The following is a 13789-nucleotide window of genomic DNA, read 5'->3' as shown; positions in this document are numbered from 1 at the left end:
GGTGGCTTAGGCCAGAGCGATGTTCACTGCGCTTTCGCGGCCGTCACGGCCAGCTTCGATGTCGAAAGTTACAGCTTGGTTGTCGTCCAGTGTGGACAGGCCGGAGCGTTCCAGTGCGGAGATGTGCACGAACACGTCCTTAGCGCCACCTTCTGGTGCGATAAAGCCGAAGCCTTTAGTAGAGTTAAACCATTTCACGGTGCCATTAGCCATCGTGTTATTCCTTAATTGATGCTGCCCGCATGATCGCGGCAACCCGGCTCGATTGGTCTGTGACGATAGACTGGCGGCCGTATTAGGGAAGACAGTGGGTCGAAAGAGGCAAACGTTGCAGGGCGCGTTTGCCAGACTTCGCCCTGCAAGTAAAGCTTTTTCCGCTTATAGCATCGCAGCGATCTGATCCTTCAGAGCCAGGCGTTGTTTGCGCAAGGTTGCCTCATGGGCCTCGTCTGTCGGCTCCACATTGGTCTCGGCGCGGTGCACGGCGCGGTTCACCTCGTGGTATTCGTCGAACAGCTTGCGGAAATGGGCGTCGGATTCCTTAAGTTCGTGCATCTGCGCGACTTTGTCCGGGAATTCTTCGGCGAGTTCGTGGGGTGTGTGAGACATATTCTGCTCCCTAGCTATGTTTCTTCTTGATGAATATGGACGCGACGTGACGAGGGGCATTGATATGGGTCAAAGGGCCTGCTTATTTCTGCAGCGATTTGGGTGAGTCCGGTCTCAAATTGCCAAAATTGGAAAAAAGTCATCCCAGTTCGAGGCAATTTTGAGCGTGAATTCCGGCAAAAATCGCCCCAAGTTAACTTATTTTTAACACACCAATCTTAATGATCTTGTGGTTTTCGCCACATCTCTGCCTTAAATGGCTGAAAATGAAGCGAAAAGCGCCGGAAATGTGTTCGTAAATCGCGGAAAATGTGAAAATATTATGTCAATGAGCTCCGGTAAGGAGAAACTTACTTGCGTGAAATGAAGTATTTTCGCCTTATTGTTGCGTAATCAGTTCTTCGCCACCTGCCATTAACCAATCGCCAGCCAAATGAATTTTAGGAGACTGCCATGACCGTATCCCTCGTCGAAAAAGCCCGTCACAACCGCATCATCGCTCTGCGTGCTATCCAGATCCGCAAGTCCGGTTCTGATCGTGTTACGCTGTTCCCTAGCGCAGATCGGGAAGCGGATCAGATCATGTTTACGTCTCGCCGGGCGCAGAACCCTATGCACAACCTATTCGTCGCTGCGTAAGCCGCGATAGGAGCGCCGCTCGCTACACGTAAAGCGCTCCGCCAAGGGCCGACATGTCGGTCCCTTCCCCCCAGAAAACGCTCAGGACCGCCTGAGCGTTTTTTGCGTTTTTCGGAGGGTCTGCATCCCGTCGGCAAAGCGTCGGCGATGTGTCGGGCAGTTGCGCGCGCTGGGTTTGCGCGGATTTAACGGCTGATGGGATAGGGTGAGCCATCAGATATTCATCAGGATTGCCCCATGAGTTTCACTCCCAACACCCGCCCCAAGTCGCAACGCATCGCGAAGGAAAAACTGGGCCGACTTTTGCAGCTGGGGGATTTGGAGGACAACGTGACCGAACTGGTCCGCGATCTGATCCCGCAGGCATGGCACCGGCTGGAGCATGACATTGATGTCGAGGAGCCGAAGGTGAAGATCACCCTACGCGTCGACCGCAGCGTGGCGAAGTTCTACCGCGCTTGGGGCAACGGCTATCAGGCGCGGATCAACCGGATACTGGCGACCTACGCGCAGGCGAGGATTGCGGACTACCTGACGATTGAGAAGGATTTTTATAAGTTTGTCGTTGAGGAGACGTTGGACAAGTACAACGATCCGGTGCCGGACGATATTGAGGAGGGGCCGCAGGAGGGGGAGGTTTGAGGGTTAGGTCTGTGTGGCATATAGGGAGGGAGCGCAGCTACGCACATGTAGTTACTATCTTTTGGGAAGTCTCTAACTGGATTTCACACGGGAACTAGTGTTGGGTTTTGTATGTTTTCGTAGTGAAGCAATCACATTTGGATCGGAGGAGAGCATCTTGGCTATATCCTCCGCGTTTAGGAAATCTGGTGGATAAATGCCGTCACCCTTGTGTGGTCTGAACTCTCTAACCTTTCCAAATTCAGTGCTAATACCAAGCTCCTTGGACTCCCAAGGAAATTGACTTGAAAAATCAAAACACTGACATTTCCCTCCAGAAAAACACTTCAGTTCAACAAACCAATTTGGTCCTTCAAATCCCTCTTTTTTCCCGCCGCTTTCAGCGACATAAGCTTTGGAAAACGCGAAATTTGCTTGCAACTGCGGGACTATGTCAAAGTCTTTTTTTATCGTTCTCGCTTCATAGATGGCTTGCTCTTTAGTGATTTTTCCATCCTTTAGTCGCTTTAAAAGGGACGTAAATTGATCCTCAGAAGATCGGATAGCGTTACCCCTGCCGAGTCGTCTAAAGCCGATTGCCGTCACCATTCTAGGGCCTGGGTGACCTACTTGACTTTCTTTATGCGAAACAGCTTTGAATAACTTCCAGCTGTCTTTGAAAAAGTCGTAAGTAGTGCTTTGCGATCTGTAAGACAGGTCCCTGAACGCAACGGCACCGTCGTTTATAACTAGTGTTGGAAAATTTCGCTTACTGCAACTGGCGACCACTTCATGAAATGAACGGAGTCTATTGATCGCTACGTCTGCACCCTCAGCCAGTGGGTTGAGGCCTAGAGCTCCGATTTGGCTTCCGAAGCCGAGCAAATCGATCCAACTGACTATAGCAACTCTTACTGGGAACTGCCTGCTCTTTGTATTCGAAATTTTAGGCGCCATTTGCTACCTCGTAAACTTCTTATACTTCACCCGTTTCGGCTCCACGGCATCCGGCCCAAGGCGGCGGATTTTGTCTTCTTCGTAGGCTTCGAAGTTGCCCTCGAACCATTCCACATGGGCCTCGCCTTCGAAGGCCAGGATGTGTGTGCAGAGGCGGTCGAGGAAGAAGCGGTCGTGGGAGATGACCACGGCGCAACCGGCGAAATCTTCGATGGCATCTTCAAGCGCCCTTAACGTTTCCACGTCTAGATCGTTGGTAGGTTCATCGAGCAGCAACACGTTGCCGCCGGATTTGAGGAGTTTCGCCATGTGCACTCGGTTGCGTTCACCACCAGACAGCAGGCCCACCTTTTTCTGCTGGTCGCCGCCCTTGAAGTTGAAGGCGGAGCAGTAGGCGCGGGAGTTCATCTGGGCGTCGCCCAACTGGATGATTTCCCCGCCGTCGGAGATTTCTTCCCACACATTGGCGTCGGCTTTCAGCGCGTCGCGGGACTGGTCGACATAGGATAGCTGCACAGTCTCGCCAAAGGTTACAGTGCCGGAATCGGGCTGTTCCTGCCCTGTGAGCATCCGGAACAGCGTGGATTTACCTGCGCCGTTGGGGCCGATCACGCCGACAATCCCGCCCGCAGGCAGGGAGAAGCTGAGGTCTTCGACCAGCAGCTTGTCGCCGTAAGCCTTGGTGAGGTTTTCGACCTCGATCACCTTATTCCCAAGGCGGGGGCCATTGGGAATGATGATCTGGGCTTTGCCGAGCTTTTCGCGCTCTGACTGGTTGGCCATCTCGTTATAGGAGTTGATGCGGGCCTTGGACTTGGCTTGGCGGGCCTTGGCACCTGCGCGAATCCATTGGAGTTCTTTCTCCAGCGTCTTTTGCTTGGATTTGTCCTCTTTCGCCTCGCGCTCCAGCCGTTTGGCTTTTTGTTCCAGCCAGCTGGAATAGTTGCCCTCGTAAGGGATGCCGCGACCGCGGTCGAGCTCGAGAATCCAGCCGGTGATGCTATCGAGGAAATAGCGGTCGTGGGTGACGATCAGGATGGTGCCTTTGTAGTCGATCAGGTGCTTTTGCAGCCATGCGATGGTTTCGGCGTCAAGGTGGTTGGTCGGCTCGTCAAGGAGCAGCATGTCAGGGGCTTCGAGCAGCAGCTTGCACAGGGCCACGCGGCGTTTTTCACCGCCGGACAGGGTGTCGACCGATGCATCATCAGGCGGGCAGCGCAGGGCTTCCATGGAGACGTCGACTTGCGCGTCGAGGTCCCAGAGGTTCTGGGCGTCGATCTCGTCTTGCAGCTTGGCCATCTCGTCGGCGGTCTCGTCGGAGTAGTTCATCGCCAGTTCGTTATAGCGGTCGAGGATGTCCTTCTTGGCCTTCACACCCAGCATCACGTTGCCTCGCACGTCGAGGGTTTCGTCCAATGCGGGCTCTTGAGGCAGGTAGCCCACATGCGCGCCCTCGGCGGCCCAAGCCTCGCCGGTGAAGTCCTTGTCGGTGCCCGCCATGATGCGCATCAGCGACGACTTACCGGAACCGTTGACGCCGACGACGCCGATTTTGACGCCGGGGAGGAAGTTCAGGCGGATGTTCTCGAACACCTTCTTGCCGCCGGGATAATGCTTTGAGACGCCGTCCATAAAATAGACGAATTGATTGGCTGCCATGGGATGAGCTCCGGACTAGAATGAGAATGCTTTGGGGCCGTGTTTAGTCGGGCTTGCGGCCAAGGGCAATCGTAGCGCTTTGATTTGACGGCGGGTCGGATACAGCGCAGATTGCGCGGCATGACAAAACCCAGCCGCCCCGCAAAGCCCCGCCCCGTGACCTACCGCCCCGCCGACGACCGTTATGACCGCATGGTATACCGTCGCTGCGGGAAATCCGGTGTGAAACTGCCTGCCATCAGCCTTGGGCTGTGGCACAATTTTGGCGGGGATACCCCGCATGAAGTGAAGCGTGGTTTGTGCCGGACGGCGTTTGATCACGGGATCACGCATTTTGATCTGGCGAACAACTATGGCCCGCCTCCGGGGAGTGCGGAGAGCGCGTTTGGCGAGATTTTGCGAACCGATTTTGCAGGGCATCGGGACGAGCTGATTGTCTCCAGCAAGGCGGGTTACGACATGTGGCCGGGGCCGTATGGCGAATGGGGCAGTCGGAAGTATCTGTTGGCGTCCTGTGACCAATCGTTGAAGCGGCTGGGGCTGGACTATGTCGATATTTTCTACTCGCACCGCTTTGATCCTGACACGCCTTTGGAGGAGACCATGGGCGCGCTGGATTATATCGTGCGGTCGGGGCGCGCGCTGTATGCGGGGATTTCATCGTATAACTCGCAGCGAACCCGTGAGGCCGTGGCGATCCTGAAAGACCTTGGCACGCCGATGCTGATCCACCAGCCGTCGTATAACTTGCTGAACCGTTGGGTGGAGCATGACGGGTTGCTGGACACGTTGGATAATCTGGGTATGGGGTCGATTGCGTTCACGCCTTTGGCGCAGGGGATACTGACGAAGAAATATCTGGGCGGCATTCCCGAAGGAAGCCGCGCCACGCAAGGCAAATCGCTACTGGACGGCATGATTAACGAGCGGTCTTTGGCCAGCGTGCGTGCGCTGAATGACGTGGCGGAGGCCCGTGGGCAAACCTTGGCGCAGATGGCGCTGGCTTGGGTGTTGCGTGGCGGACGGGTGACGACCGCGCTGATTGGTGCGTCGAAGCCGAGCCAGATCGAGGATTGCGCTGGCGCTGTTGCCAATCTTGAGTTCACCGCCGACGAGCTGGCGGAGATTGACCGCATTTCTTCCGAGGAGGAGATCAACCTTTGGGCAAAATCCTCTGAGACCGACTGATCCCATGAGGGCGGGCTGGCCTGTGGCGCAAGCGGGGCAAACTGTTGGCCTTTTGGGCGGGTCGTTTGATCCGGCGCATACGGGACATGCGCATATCACGCGTGAAGCTTTGAAGAGGTTCGATCTGGATTTTGTCTGGTGGCTTGTCAGTCCGGGCAATCCGCTTAAAGAGCGCGGGCCTGCGCCGATGGATGCGCGGATGATGCGGGCGCGCAAGGTGATGCAGCATCCCAGAGTGAAGGTCACCGATCTGGAGACGAAACTGGGGACGCGATATACCGCGCAAACCCTCAAAGCCCTGCAGGACCGATACCCGAGGGTGAATTTCGTGTGGCTGATGGGGGCGGATAATCTGGCGAGTTTTCACCGGTGGCAGGACTGGGACTGGATCATGGAAAACGTGCCGGTGGGCGTGTTGGCGCGGCCGGGGGACCGGATTTCGGCCCGTCGGTCTGTTGCGGCCCAGCGGTATGCAACTGACCAGTTGCCGGGTGTGGCGTCGCAGTTGTTGGCACATGGGGCCGCCCCGCGTTGGTGCTACATCAACCTGCCGCTAAGCGATGCGTCTTCGAGCGCGATCAGAGCGTCCGGGGCTTGGATTTCCTGAGAAACAGCGTGGCGAAGCCCGAAACGAAGATTACCACGAGACCAAGCGCGGACAAGCCGTCGGGCCAGTTGTCAAACACCAGCCAGCCATAGGCCGTGGCACCGACCAGCTGGACATAGACGAAAGGCGCCAGCACCGACGCGCCGGCGCGGGCATAGGCGAACACCAGCAGCAGATTTCCCAGCATTGACGCGATGGCAGACCATACCACGAGGCCCGAAAGCGTTGGCGTGATCGGCGGGAGGTTTAGCAGGCCCAACGGGGTCAGCAAAAGCGCCCCGATGAAAAGCTGTGTAATCAACAGATGCACGGGCTTACCCAGCGGGGAAACCCAACGGGAGGCGGTCAGGAACATACCGTAGCAACAGCCTGAAAACGCCGCCCATGCGAGGCCGGTGGTCATACCGAAGCCGGGCTTCACGACAAGCATCACCCCGCCAAGACCAATGGCGAGCAGGATGATCCGCATGGCGCTGGCCTGCTCTTTCAGGAGCGTGACGGACAGGATGTAGCTGACCGTCGGGCCAAGGAAGAAGGCGGCGAAGACGTTGGCAATCGGCTCTGTTTGCAGGGCGGTGAGGATTGTAGTGATTGTCACGACCTGAATGGAGCTGCGCAACCAGATGCGCCAGTTTGACAGCAGGCGAACGGCGTCCTTGTGCATCGCAAAGGGGAGCAGGACGACCAGCCCGATCAGGTAGCGGGTCCACGCCACGAAGAACGGCGCGATGCCTGATGAGGTCATCAGTTTTCCGGCCGTATCCCCCAAGGGGATCAGCAGCATGCCCATCGACATCGTCGTGACGGCCAAAAGAATTGAACGCTCCATCACAGCTGCGTATCAGGGCGCAAGGGCGCTTGCCACCATCAACCGCATCGGCGATTAAGTTTAGGACGAGGAGGGCGCTGCCGTGGCAAGATTTGGTCGACGTACCGTTTTGGGGTTCTTGATGTTCGGTGTGGCTGACGCCGCGTTGGCGGGTGCTCCGGCTGTTTCGCTGCGTCCGGTGCGCAAGCCGTCTGACGCGATCAAGCGTGCGGTCAAAGGCGTCGATGCGCTGATCTCGGACGCCAAACTGGGCGGCAAGGTCAGCTTCGTTGTGGCCGACGCCCGGACGGGGCAGGTTTTGGAGGCGCATAACCCGCTTGCCGGACAGCCGCCTGCCAGCGTGGCGAAGGCAATCACGACCCTGTTTGCGCTGGACCGATTGGGTGGCGGCAAACGGTTCAAGACGCAGCTGATCGCGACCGGGCCGGTGCAGAAAGGCGCATTGGCCGGAGATTTAGTGCTGAAGGGCGGCGGTGACCCGACGCTGAGCACGGACGATCTGTTCAAAATGGCGGGCAGGTTGAAGACCGCGGGCGTGACCTCGGTCAAAGGCAAGCTGCGCGTGTATGGCGGTGCGTCCGTGATCGACCGCATCGACGCCGACCAGCCGGACCATGTGGGGTATAATCCTGCCGTGGCCGGGCTGAACCTGAATTTCAACCGCGTCTATCTGGAATGGAAGCGAAACGGGGGCGGGTATGCCGTCACCATGGACGCGCGATCCAACAAGATCCGGCCCGGGGTCGGGTTCGCGAAAACCACGGTCGAGGCGCGGAGTTTGCCGATTTTCAAATACTCGGGCCAAGGCGGGCGCGACAATTGGAGCGTCGCCAGCAAGGCGCTGGGCAAAGGCGGCGGGCGCTGGCTTCCGGTGCGTCGCCCCGAGATCTACGCGGGCGACGTGCTGCAAACGGTTGCCCGCTCGCATGGCATTCAGCTGCCGTTTCCTGTGCAGGCCTCTAGCGCGCCACGAGGGACGTTGCTGGTTGAGCATCTTAGCCAAGACGTGCGGGTGATTGCCAAAGACATGTTGAGGTATTCAACCAACCTGACCGCGGAAGTGCTGGGGTTGCAATCGAGCGGGGCGGGAAGCCTGAGAGCGTCCGCACGAGCGATGACGGATTGGCTGAAAACCAGGCACGGGGTGAGGAAGGCGAAGTTTGTTGACCACTCCGGCCTTGGGGATGCGTCGCAGATCAGTGCTCAGGAAATGGTCAAAGCGCTTGTGGGTGCTGGAGCCAAGGGCGAGCTTCGGTCGATTCTAAAGCCGATTGCGGTGCGCGATGAGAACAACAAAGTCGTCCAGAACAGCCCGACCAAGGTCGTTGCGAAGACGGGGACGTTGAACTTTGTCAGTGCGCTGGCCGGATATGTGCGCACGCCCGATGGGCGCGATCTGGCCTTCGCGATTTTCATGGCGGATGTGCCGCGCCGCAGGGCGTTGAAAAAGTCTGAACGGGAAGCCCCGCGCGGATCGCGGTCATGGAACGGGCGGGCGAAGAAGCTACAGGCGCAGTTGATCAACCGCTGGGCGGTGCTGCACGGAACCTAGCCTTTCAGGTGCCGCGCCCGCGACCCGCGTTCAATTGCCGCCGCGTGGAGACGGTCGATTTTCAGCTCGTAGCGGATTTCTTCCAAGAGCCGGAGTTCGGGTTGGTACAAGGCCCCGTCTGCGGCTGCGACGTCGCATGCAAAGGCATAGGCGGTCTCATAGAGATGTTCAGGCAATGCTGCGCGGACCATACCGAACAGGGCATCGAGACCTTCCTCTTCCTCAAAAAGTTCAGTTGTAATCTGAGAGATTTCTTTGATGCGATCGACGTCGTAGCCGGCAAATATCGGCAAATAGTTCACCGCTTGCTGGATGGCGACCAGTTCTGACGTGCGGACGTTCTGGTCGGACATGGAGACCGAGATCATTATGGCGACAAGGGCGTCTTGAGGGGACAGGGTTGCTGTATCGAGTGTCATCGCGGCCTCCGGCCAATTGTATTGTTGCAGCGCAGAATATTGACCTGAGCCATAGCACACAATAGGTAGCGACACTGCTGCGGCATATGGTGTGCCGTGCGATAAAACTGGATGTGCTCCGATGACGGATATGCGTGACGCTGGAATGACCTCGAAAGCCTGGCCCTTTGTGGAGGCGCGCACGTTGCTCAAACGGTATGAAAAGGGCGCGCCGGACAAGGGGTATGTGCTTTTCGAGACAGGTTATGGCCCGTCAGGGCTGCCGCATATCGGGACTTTTGGCGAGGTTGCGCGGACGACGATGATCCGGCGCGCGTTCGAAGTGATCTCGGACATCCCGACGCGGTTGATCTGCTTCTCGGATGATGTGGACGGGATGCGCAAAGTGCCGGGGAATGTGCCTGACCCCGAGAAGCTGGCGCAATACCTGCAAATGCCGCTGACGAAAGTGCCGGACCCGTTTGGCGAGTTCGAGAGCTTTGGTCACCACAACAACGCCATGCTGCGCCGGTTCCTTGATACGTTCGGGTTTGAGTACGAGTTCATCTCGGCCACTGAATTTTATGCGTCCGGCCAGTTCGACGAAGTGCTGCTGCGTGCCTGCGAGAAGTATGATGACATCATGAAGGTGATGCTGAAATCCCTTCGTGAAGAACGTCGGGAGACTTATTCGATTTTCCTGCCGATCCATCCCGAAACCGGGCGCGTCATGTATGTGCCGATGAAGAATGTGGACGCCGAGAAGGGCGAGATCACCTTTGACGACGAGGATGGCCGCGAATGGACGTTGCCTGTCACGGGCGGTAACGTGAAGCTGCAATGGAAGCCGGACTTTGGCGCGCGCTGGGCTGCGCTAGACGTGGATTTCGAGATGTATGGCAAGGACCACTCGACCAACACGCCGATTTATGACCGGATTTGCGAAATTCTGGGCGGGCGTAAGCCGGAGCATTTCACTTACGAGCTGTTTCTGGATGCCGACGGGCACAAGATTTCCAAATCGTCGGGCAATGGCGTGTCGATTGACGAGTGGCTGACCTATGCGTCCTCGGAATCGCTGTCGTACTTCATGTATGCCAAGCCGAAGACGGCGAAGCGGATGCATTTTGATGTGATCCCGAAAGCGATGGACGAATATCACCAGCAATTGCGGGCTTATGTGGATCAGGATGCGGTGGCGCGGGCGAATAATCCGGTGTTCCATATTCACGGCGCGGATGTGCCTGAGTCGAAGATGGTGGTGCCGTTCTCGATGTTGCTGAACTTGGCTTCTGTGGCGAATGCGGAGGAAAAGGAGCAGCTTTGGGGCTTCATCCAGCGCTATGCGCCGGACGCGACGCCGGAGACGCATGGCGATCTGGATCAGGCGGCGGGGTATGCCGTGCGTTATTACAACGATTTTGTGAAGCCGAACAAAGTGTTCCGCCTGCCCAGCGATCTGGAGCGCGAGGCGTTGTTGGATCTGCGTGGACAGTTGGCGGACTGGGATGGCGGTTTGGACGCGGAGGCGCTGCAATCGGTGGTGTTCGCCTGCGGTCGCGAGCGGTTTGATCCGCTGCGGGACTGGTTCAAAGCGCTGTATGAAGTGCTGCTTGGGGCGTCTCAAGGGCCACGTTTTGGCGGGTTCATCGCGCTATATGGTGTGGATGAAACCATTGCGCTAATTGATGATGCGTTGGCTGGCAAGCTGGTTGGCTGACAGTCGTGTGATTTGACTAAACCCGCGTCGCGTCTACCTTGAAAGCAACAAGGAGAGTGCGATGCGGGTTTTGTTGGCGATAGTAGCGGCGGTGTTTGTGGCGGGTTCGGCAATGGCCGAAGAGCCGTCGGCTGGCATCGAGAACACCATTCAAAGCCAAGTGGATGCCTTCTTGGCGGAAGACACCGCGACAGCATTTTCCTACGCCTCCCCGAATTTAAAGCGCCTGTTTGGCACGCCGGAGCGGTTTGGCACGATGGTGCAGAGCGGCTACCCGATGGTGTGGGCACCGGCCGAAGTGAGGTTTCTGGAGCTGCGCCGACAAGGAGAGTTGTTGTTCCAGAAGGTGCTGTTCGTGGACAAAAACGGCGCGCCGCATGTGCTGGAATACAAAATGATGCAGACCGCGCAGGGCTGGGTGATAGACGGTGTGCAATACCTTGTAGCCCCGCCCGTTGGTGCGTGATCGCCCGACCTGCGCACGGTGCTTTTTAAGCCAGCCTTAACTGTTCGGAGTTAAACCGCCCACGTCAGGACGGCGTGTCCGATACTTCCAATTCAGAGCAAATCTAATACCCCCTGCCAAAGGGGCGCTTGGCCTGTGCCTTGCGCGCCTATTTGTCCGACACGCCCGTTCCAACCAAGTTGAAAAGGGCTACCGATGAACAAGGCGATTACTGACGGGCTGGTGTTGACGCCGCCCCCATTTGCAAACGGTCTGGACGTGTGGTCTCGCGGTGACGGGACGCCGGGAACCGCGACATATGACGGCTATGCCACGGCGGCCTTTGTCCCTGCGGATCAGGATTTTGGTGGCTGTCTTGAGGTTTTGAAAACCGAGAACACGCAGCGCCTGCGCTACATGGGCGAGACGCCATTGCTGCCGGGCTGCTATTTGCAGATCAAGGTGCGGATCAAGGCGATATCGGGCAATTTGCCAACGGTGCGGGTGGGTGCCTTCGCCGGTGGTGCGGGCGGTACTGCAATCACTGGCGTGCAGACGCAGGGGCCGGGCGTGGCGCTGACCAGTTACGGGAATGTGGTCGAAGTCACCGCAATTGTAGGCGGTGGTGCGCGCAATGGTGTCGATCTGAGCTGGGGGCGTGACGCGCTTTACGGGCATTTCGGCATTGATCTGGCGGGCCCGAATGGCGGCGTGGTTCGCATTGATGATGTGCAAATCGAGGATGTCACGGGAGCCTTCCTGCGCACTATGATGGATTGGGTCGATGTCAAAGACTTCGGCGCTGTGGGTGACGGGACCACGGACAACACCGACGCCTTCGAGGCCGCTGACGCGGCTGCCGACGGGCGCGAGGTGCTGGTGTCTGACGGGGTTTTCCACTTGGCGGGCAATGTGACGTTTGACAACCGCGTCCGGTTCCAAGGCACGGTGACGATGCCGACCGACAAGTATCTGGCCCTGTCGCAGAATTTCGACTTCGACCATTATGCTGCGGCCTTCGGGGATGAAGAACTGGCGTTTCGCAAGGCGTTCCAGGCGCTTTTGAAGCAGTCGAGCCATGACAGTCTTGACCTGTGCGGACGCTCCATCGGGTTGCGTGGGCCGGTGGATATGCGCGCTGCGGTGCCTGATGTGTCGTCTTTCACGTCGCGGCGGGTGATCCGCAATGGCCAGCTTGACGCGATCAGCGATCCGGCGTGGACCACGGGTACGGCGACGTCGAGCGGCACCTATTCCACGTCCCAGCCCTACCGGCTGAGCAACGTGACCAATGTCGCCAATATCGAGATTGGCAGTCTGGTCAGCGGAAATGGTGTCGGGCGCGAGGTCTATGTGACCAGCAAGAATGTCGGCGCCCAGACATTGACCCTTAGCCAGCAGCTTTATGATGCGGTGGGGACGCAATCCTATAGTTTCAAGCGCTTCCGCTACATGTTGGACTTTAGCGGGTTCCAGAAGCTGTCGCAGTTCAACATCGCGGATGTCGATCTGAAGGCGGACGGCGTGGCCAGCTGTGTGATGTTGCCGCCTGCCGGGTTGATCTGGCACCTGCGTGACTGCTTCTTTAACCAGCCGCTGGACCGTGCGGTGACGTCCATCGGGTTGGCGTGTCAGGGGATGATGATTGACCGCTGTCAGTTCATTTCCAACGAGCAATCGCTGGCGGCGACGGCGCGCACGTCGATCGGCTTCAATATCAACGCGAATGACGCGAAGATCCGCGACAACCGATGCATCAGGATGGGCGCGTTTGCGGTAATTCACGGGTCGGGCCATATGATCCTGGGCAATCATTGGTTCCACGGGGACAACCTGAACGGCGCCCCGCGCGTGGCGGGGCTGATCCTGACGAAGCCGTCTTCCAAAATTGTCATCAACGGCAATTACAGCGACAACAACTACATTGAGTGGAACAACGAGCACGACGCGTTGCCGAATTTTTCCAGCGAGCTGAGCTTTGGGGCACTGTCGATTGTGGGCAACATCTTCACGGCGATCGGAGCTGCGTCGTATTTTCGCTTCATCGTTATCAAGCCTTACGGAACGGGCCATTTCATCAACGGGCTGAACGTATCTGGAAACACGTTCAAGGTGACCAATGGGAATATCGACCGCGTGGACAAGATGGATGGCAGTGTTGCTTCGTTAGACACCAGTCGCTTCCGCAATATCAATTGGTCGGGCAATACGTATCACGCGATCAACCAGTGGACGCAAAGCCCGGTGATGCTGTCCTTTAGTGAAAGTAGCCCTGTTGAAACCTGGAGTTGTGATTTTTCCGACTGGCTTCCGTTTGGAGGGCGCGCGCGGAATGTGACGGATGTGACGCCGGTGGGGGCGCTTCGCAATGCAAATAACGTGAAACAGTTCGTGACGCATTACACCGATCCTAACGAGGGGGTTGGCGGTGGCACCGTTGACATTATCTGGGGAACGGCTGTGAAGGGTAAAGTGAACGTTACTGCGCGGGTCGATAACCCGTACTAGGGGCGAGTATGGTGGCTGGCCGAAGATGCTAACAATCATTCGGCCAGCCCCTTCTCT

General features: G+C 57.6%; 14 protein-coding genes. 8 read left to right on the top strand and 6 right to left on the bottom strand.

Annotation, left to right across the window (positions count from 1 at the left end; translation table 11 throughout):
- Positions 1-6: 6 nt before the first annotated feature.
- Together BCF46_RS09360 and BCF46_RS09355 are read right to left on the bottom strand one after the other, a co-directional pair.
- Positions 7-213: a cold-shock protein gene (locus BCF46_RS09360; protein WP_121023575.1), complete on the bottom strand. Its 207-nt coding sequence runs from the start codon at positions 211-213 to the stop codon at positions 7-9.
- 165 nt (positions 214-378) lie between these two features.
- Positions 379-609 carry an HP1242/YdcH family protein gene (locus BCF46_RS09355; RefSeq protein ID WP_121023574.1) on the bottom strand — a complete coding sequence of 77 codons (231 nt, stop codon included), beginning with the start codon at positions 607-609 and terminating at the stop codon, positions 379-381.
- Between the two features lie 453 nt (positions 610-1062).
- Here BCF46_RS09355 and BCF46_RS09350 point away from each other — a divergent pair, with 453 nt between their 5' ends.
- The gene (locus BCF46_RS09350) at positions 1063-1248 is read left to right on the top strand and encodes a hypothetical protein (protein WP_121023572.1); all 186 of its coding nucleotides are present in this window, start codon (positions 1063-1065) and stop codon (positions 1246-1248) included.
- 237 nt (positions 1249-1485) lie between these two features.
- The gene (locus BCF46_RS09340; RefSeq protein ID WP_121023568.1) at positions 1486-1890 is read left to right on the top strand and encodes a BrnA antitoxin family protein; all 405 of its coding nucleotides are present in this window, start codon (positions 1486-1488) and stop codon (positions 1888-1890) included.
- Positions 1891-1962: 72 nt separating this feature from the next.
- Here BCF46_RS09340 and BCF46_RS09335 read toward each other — a convergent pair whose 3' ends face one another.
- Together BCF46_RS09335 and ettA are read right to left on the bottom strand one after the other, a co-directional pair.
- On the bottom strand, positions 1963-2826 hold the full coding sequence (locus BCF46_RS09335; protein WP_121023566.1) for a hypothetical protein: 864 nt from the start codon (positions 2824-2826) through the stop codon (positions 1963-1965).
- 3 nt (positions 2827-2829) lie between these two features.
- Entirely contained in the window at positions 2830-4485 is a 1656-nt protein-coding gene (gene ettA / locus BCF46_RS09330) for an energy-dependent translational throttle protein EttA (RefSeq protein ID WP_121023564.1), read from the bottom strand.
- Positions 4486-4641: 156 nt separating this feature from the next.
- Here ettA and mgrA point away from each other — a divergent pair, with 156 nt between their 5' ends.
- Together mgrA and BCF46_RS09320 are read left to right on the top strand one after the other, a co-directional pair.
- Positions 4642-5673: an L-glyceraldehyde 3-phosphate reductase gene (gene mgrA, locus BCF46_RS09325; protein WP_121024480.1), complete on the top strand. Its 1032-nt coding sequence runs from the start codon at positions 4642-4644 to the stop codon at positions 5671-5673.
- A 4-nt stretch (positions 5674-5677) separates the two neighbouring features.
- Positions 5678-6280, top strand: coding sequence for a nicotinate-nucleotide adenylyltransferase (locus BCF46_RS09320; RefSeq protein WP_121023562.1), 603 nt, complete (start codon positions 5678-5680; stop codon positions 6278-6280).
- Here the strand turns inward: BCF46_RS09320 and BCF46_RS09315 are convergent.
- Positions 6252-7064, bottom strand: a complete 813-nt coding sequence (locus BCF46_RS09315) for a DMT family transporter (protein WP_245989972.1) — start codon at positions 7062-7064, stop codon at positions 6252-6254. The two genes, BCF46_RS09320 and BCF46_RS09315, sit on opposite strands and share 29 nt — an antisense overlap.
- Before the next feature lie 127 nt (positions 7065-7191).
- Between BCF46_RS09315 and dacB the strand changes: the two genes are divergently transcribed.
- A complete protein-coding gene (gene dacB, locus BCF46_RS09310) occupies positions 7192-8661 on the top strand; it encodes a D-alanyl-D-alanine carboxypeptidase/D-alanyl-D-alanine endopeptidase (protein WP_245989970.1) in 1470 nt (489 codons plus the stop codon).
- On the opposite strand, the gene BCF46_RS09305 is transcribed toward dacB, so the two are convergent.
- On the bottom strand, positions 8658-9080 hold the full coding sequence (locus tag BCF46_RS09305) for a tellurite resistance TerB family protein (RefSeq protein WP_121023556.1): 423 nt from the start codon (positions 9078-9080) through the stop codon (positions 8658-8660). The genes dacB and BCF46_RS09305 overlap by 4 nt on opposite strands.
- Before the next feature lie 121 nt (positions 9081-9201).
- Between BCF46_RS09305 and BCF46_RS09300 the strand changes: the two genes are divergently transcribed.
- The 3 genes from BCF46_RS09300 (at position 9202) to BCF46_RS09290 (ending at position 13732) form a co-directional block, all read left to right on the top strand.
- The gene (locus BCF46_RS09300) at positions 9202-10779 is read left to right on the top strand and encodes a lysine--tRNA ligase (protein WP_121023554.1); all 1578 of its coding nucleotides are present in this window, start codon (positions 9202-9204) and stop codon (positions 10777-10779) included.
- Between the two features lie 61 nt (positions 10780-10840).
- Positions 10841-11245, top strand: coding sequence for a DUF4864 domain-containing protein (locus BCF46_RS09295; protein WP_121023552.1), 405 nt, complete (start codon positions 10841-10843; stop codon positions 11243-11245).
- Between the two features lie 195 nt (positions 11246-11440).
- A complete protein-coding gene (locus BCF46_RS09290; protein WP_121023550.1) occupies positions 11441-13732 on the top strand; it encodes a glycosyl hydrolase family 28-related protein in 2292 nt (763 codons plus the stop codon).
- Positions 13733-13789 lie beyond the last annotated feature (57 nt).

Origin of the sequence: Litoreibacter meonggei (assembly GCF_003663885.1) — a bacterium.
GTDB lineage: Bacteria > Pseudomonadota > Alphaproteobacteria > Rhodobacterales > Rhodobacteraceae > Litoreibacter > Litoreibacter meonggei.
Note: the sequence above shows the minus strand (reverse complement) of the source record. Positions and strands in the feature narration are given on the sequence as shown.

Excerpts from the sequence above, each read along its gene's own strand:
- BCF46_RS09335 (WP_121023566.1), bottom strand. The coding sequence starts at position 2,826 with ATGGCGCCTAAAATTTCGAATACAAAGAGCAGGCAGTTCCCAGTAAGA.
- BCF46_RS09290 (WP_121023550.1), top strand. The coding sequence starts at position 11,441 with ATGAACAAGGCGATTACTGACGGGCTGGTGTTGACGCCGCCCCCATTT.
- BCF46_RS09350 (WP_121023572.1), top strand. The coding sequence starts at position 1,063 with ATGACCGTATCCCTCGTCGAAAAAGCCCGTCACAACCGCATCATCGCT.
- BCF46_RS09315 (WP_245989972.1), bottom strand. The coding sequence starts at position 7,064 with ATGCTGCTGATCCCCTTGGGGGATACGGCCGGAAAACTGATGACCTCA.
- BCF46_RS09320 (WP_121023562.1), top strand. The coding sequence starts at position 5,678 with ATGAGGGCGGGCTGGCCTGTGGCGCAAGCGGGGCAAACTGTTGGCCTT.
- ettA (WP_121023564.1), bottom strand. The coding sequence starts at position 4,485 with ATGGCAGCCAATCAATTCGTCTATTTTATGGACGGCGTCTCAAAGCAT.
- BCF46_RS09295 (WP_121023552.1), top strand. The coding sequence starts at position 10,841 with ATGCGGGTTTTGTTGGCGATAGTAGCGGCGGTGTTTGTGGCGGGTTCG.
- BCF46_RS09355 (WP_121023574.1), bottom strand. The coding sequence starts at position 609 with ATGTCTCACACACCCCACGAACTCGCCGAAGAATTCCCGGACAAAGTC.
- BCF46_RS09340 (WP_121023568.1), top strand. The coding sequence starts at position 1,486 with ATGAGTTTCACTCCCAACACCCGCCCCAAGTCGCAACGCATCGCGAAG.
- BCF46_RS09360 (WP_121023575.1), bottom strand. The coding sequence starts at position 213 with ATGGCTAATGGCACCGTGAAATGGTTTAACTCTACTAAAGGCTTCGGC.
- BCF46_RS09300 (WP_121023554.1), top strand. The coding sequence starts at position 9,202 with ATGACGGATATGCGTGACGCTGGAATGACCTCGAAAGCCTGGCCCTTT.
- BCF46_RS09305 (WP_121023556.1), bottom strand. The coding sequence starts at position 9,080 with ATGACACTCGATACAGCAACCCTGTCCCCTCAAGACGCCCTTGTCGCC.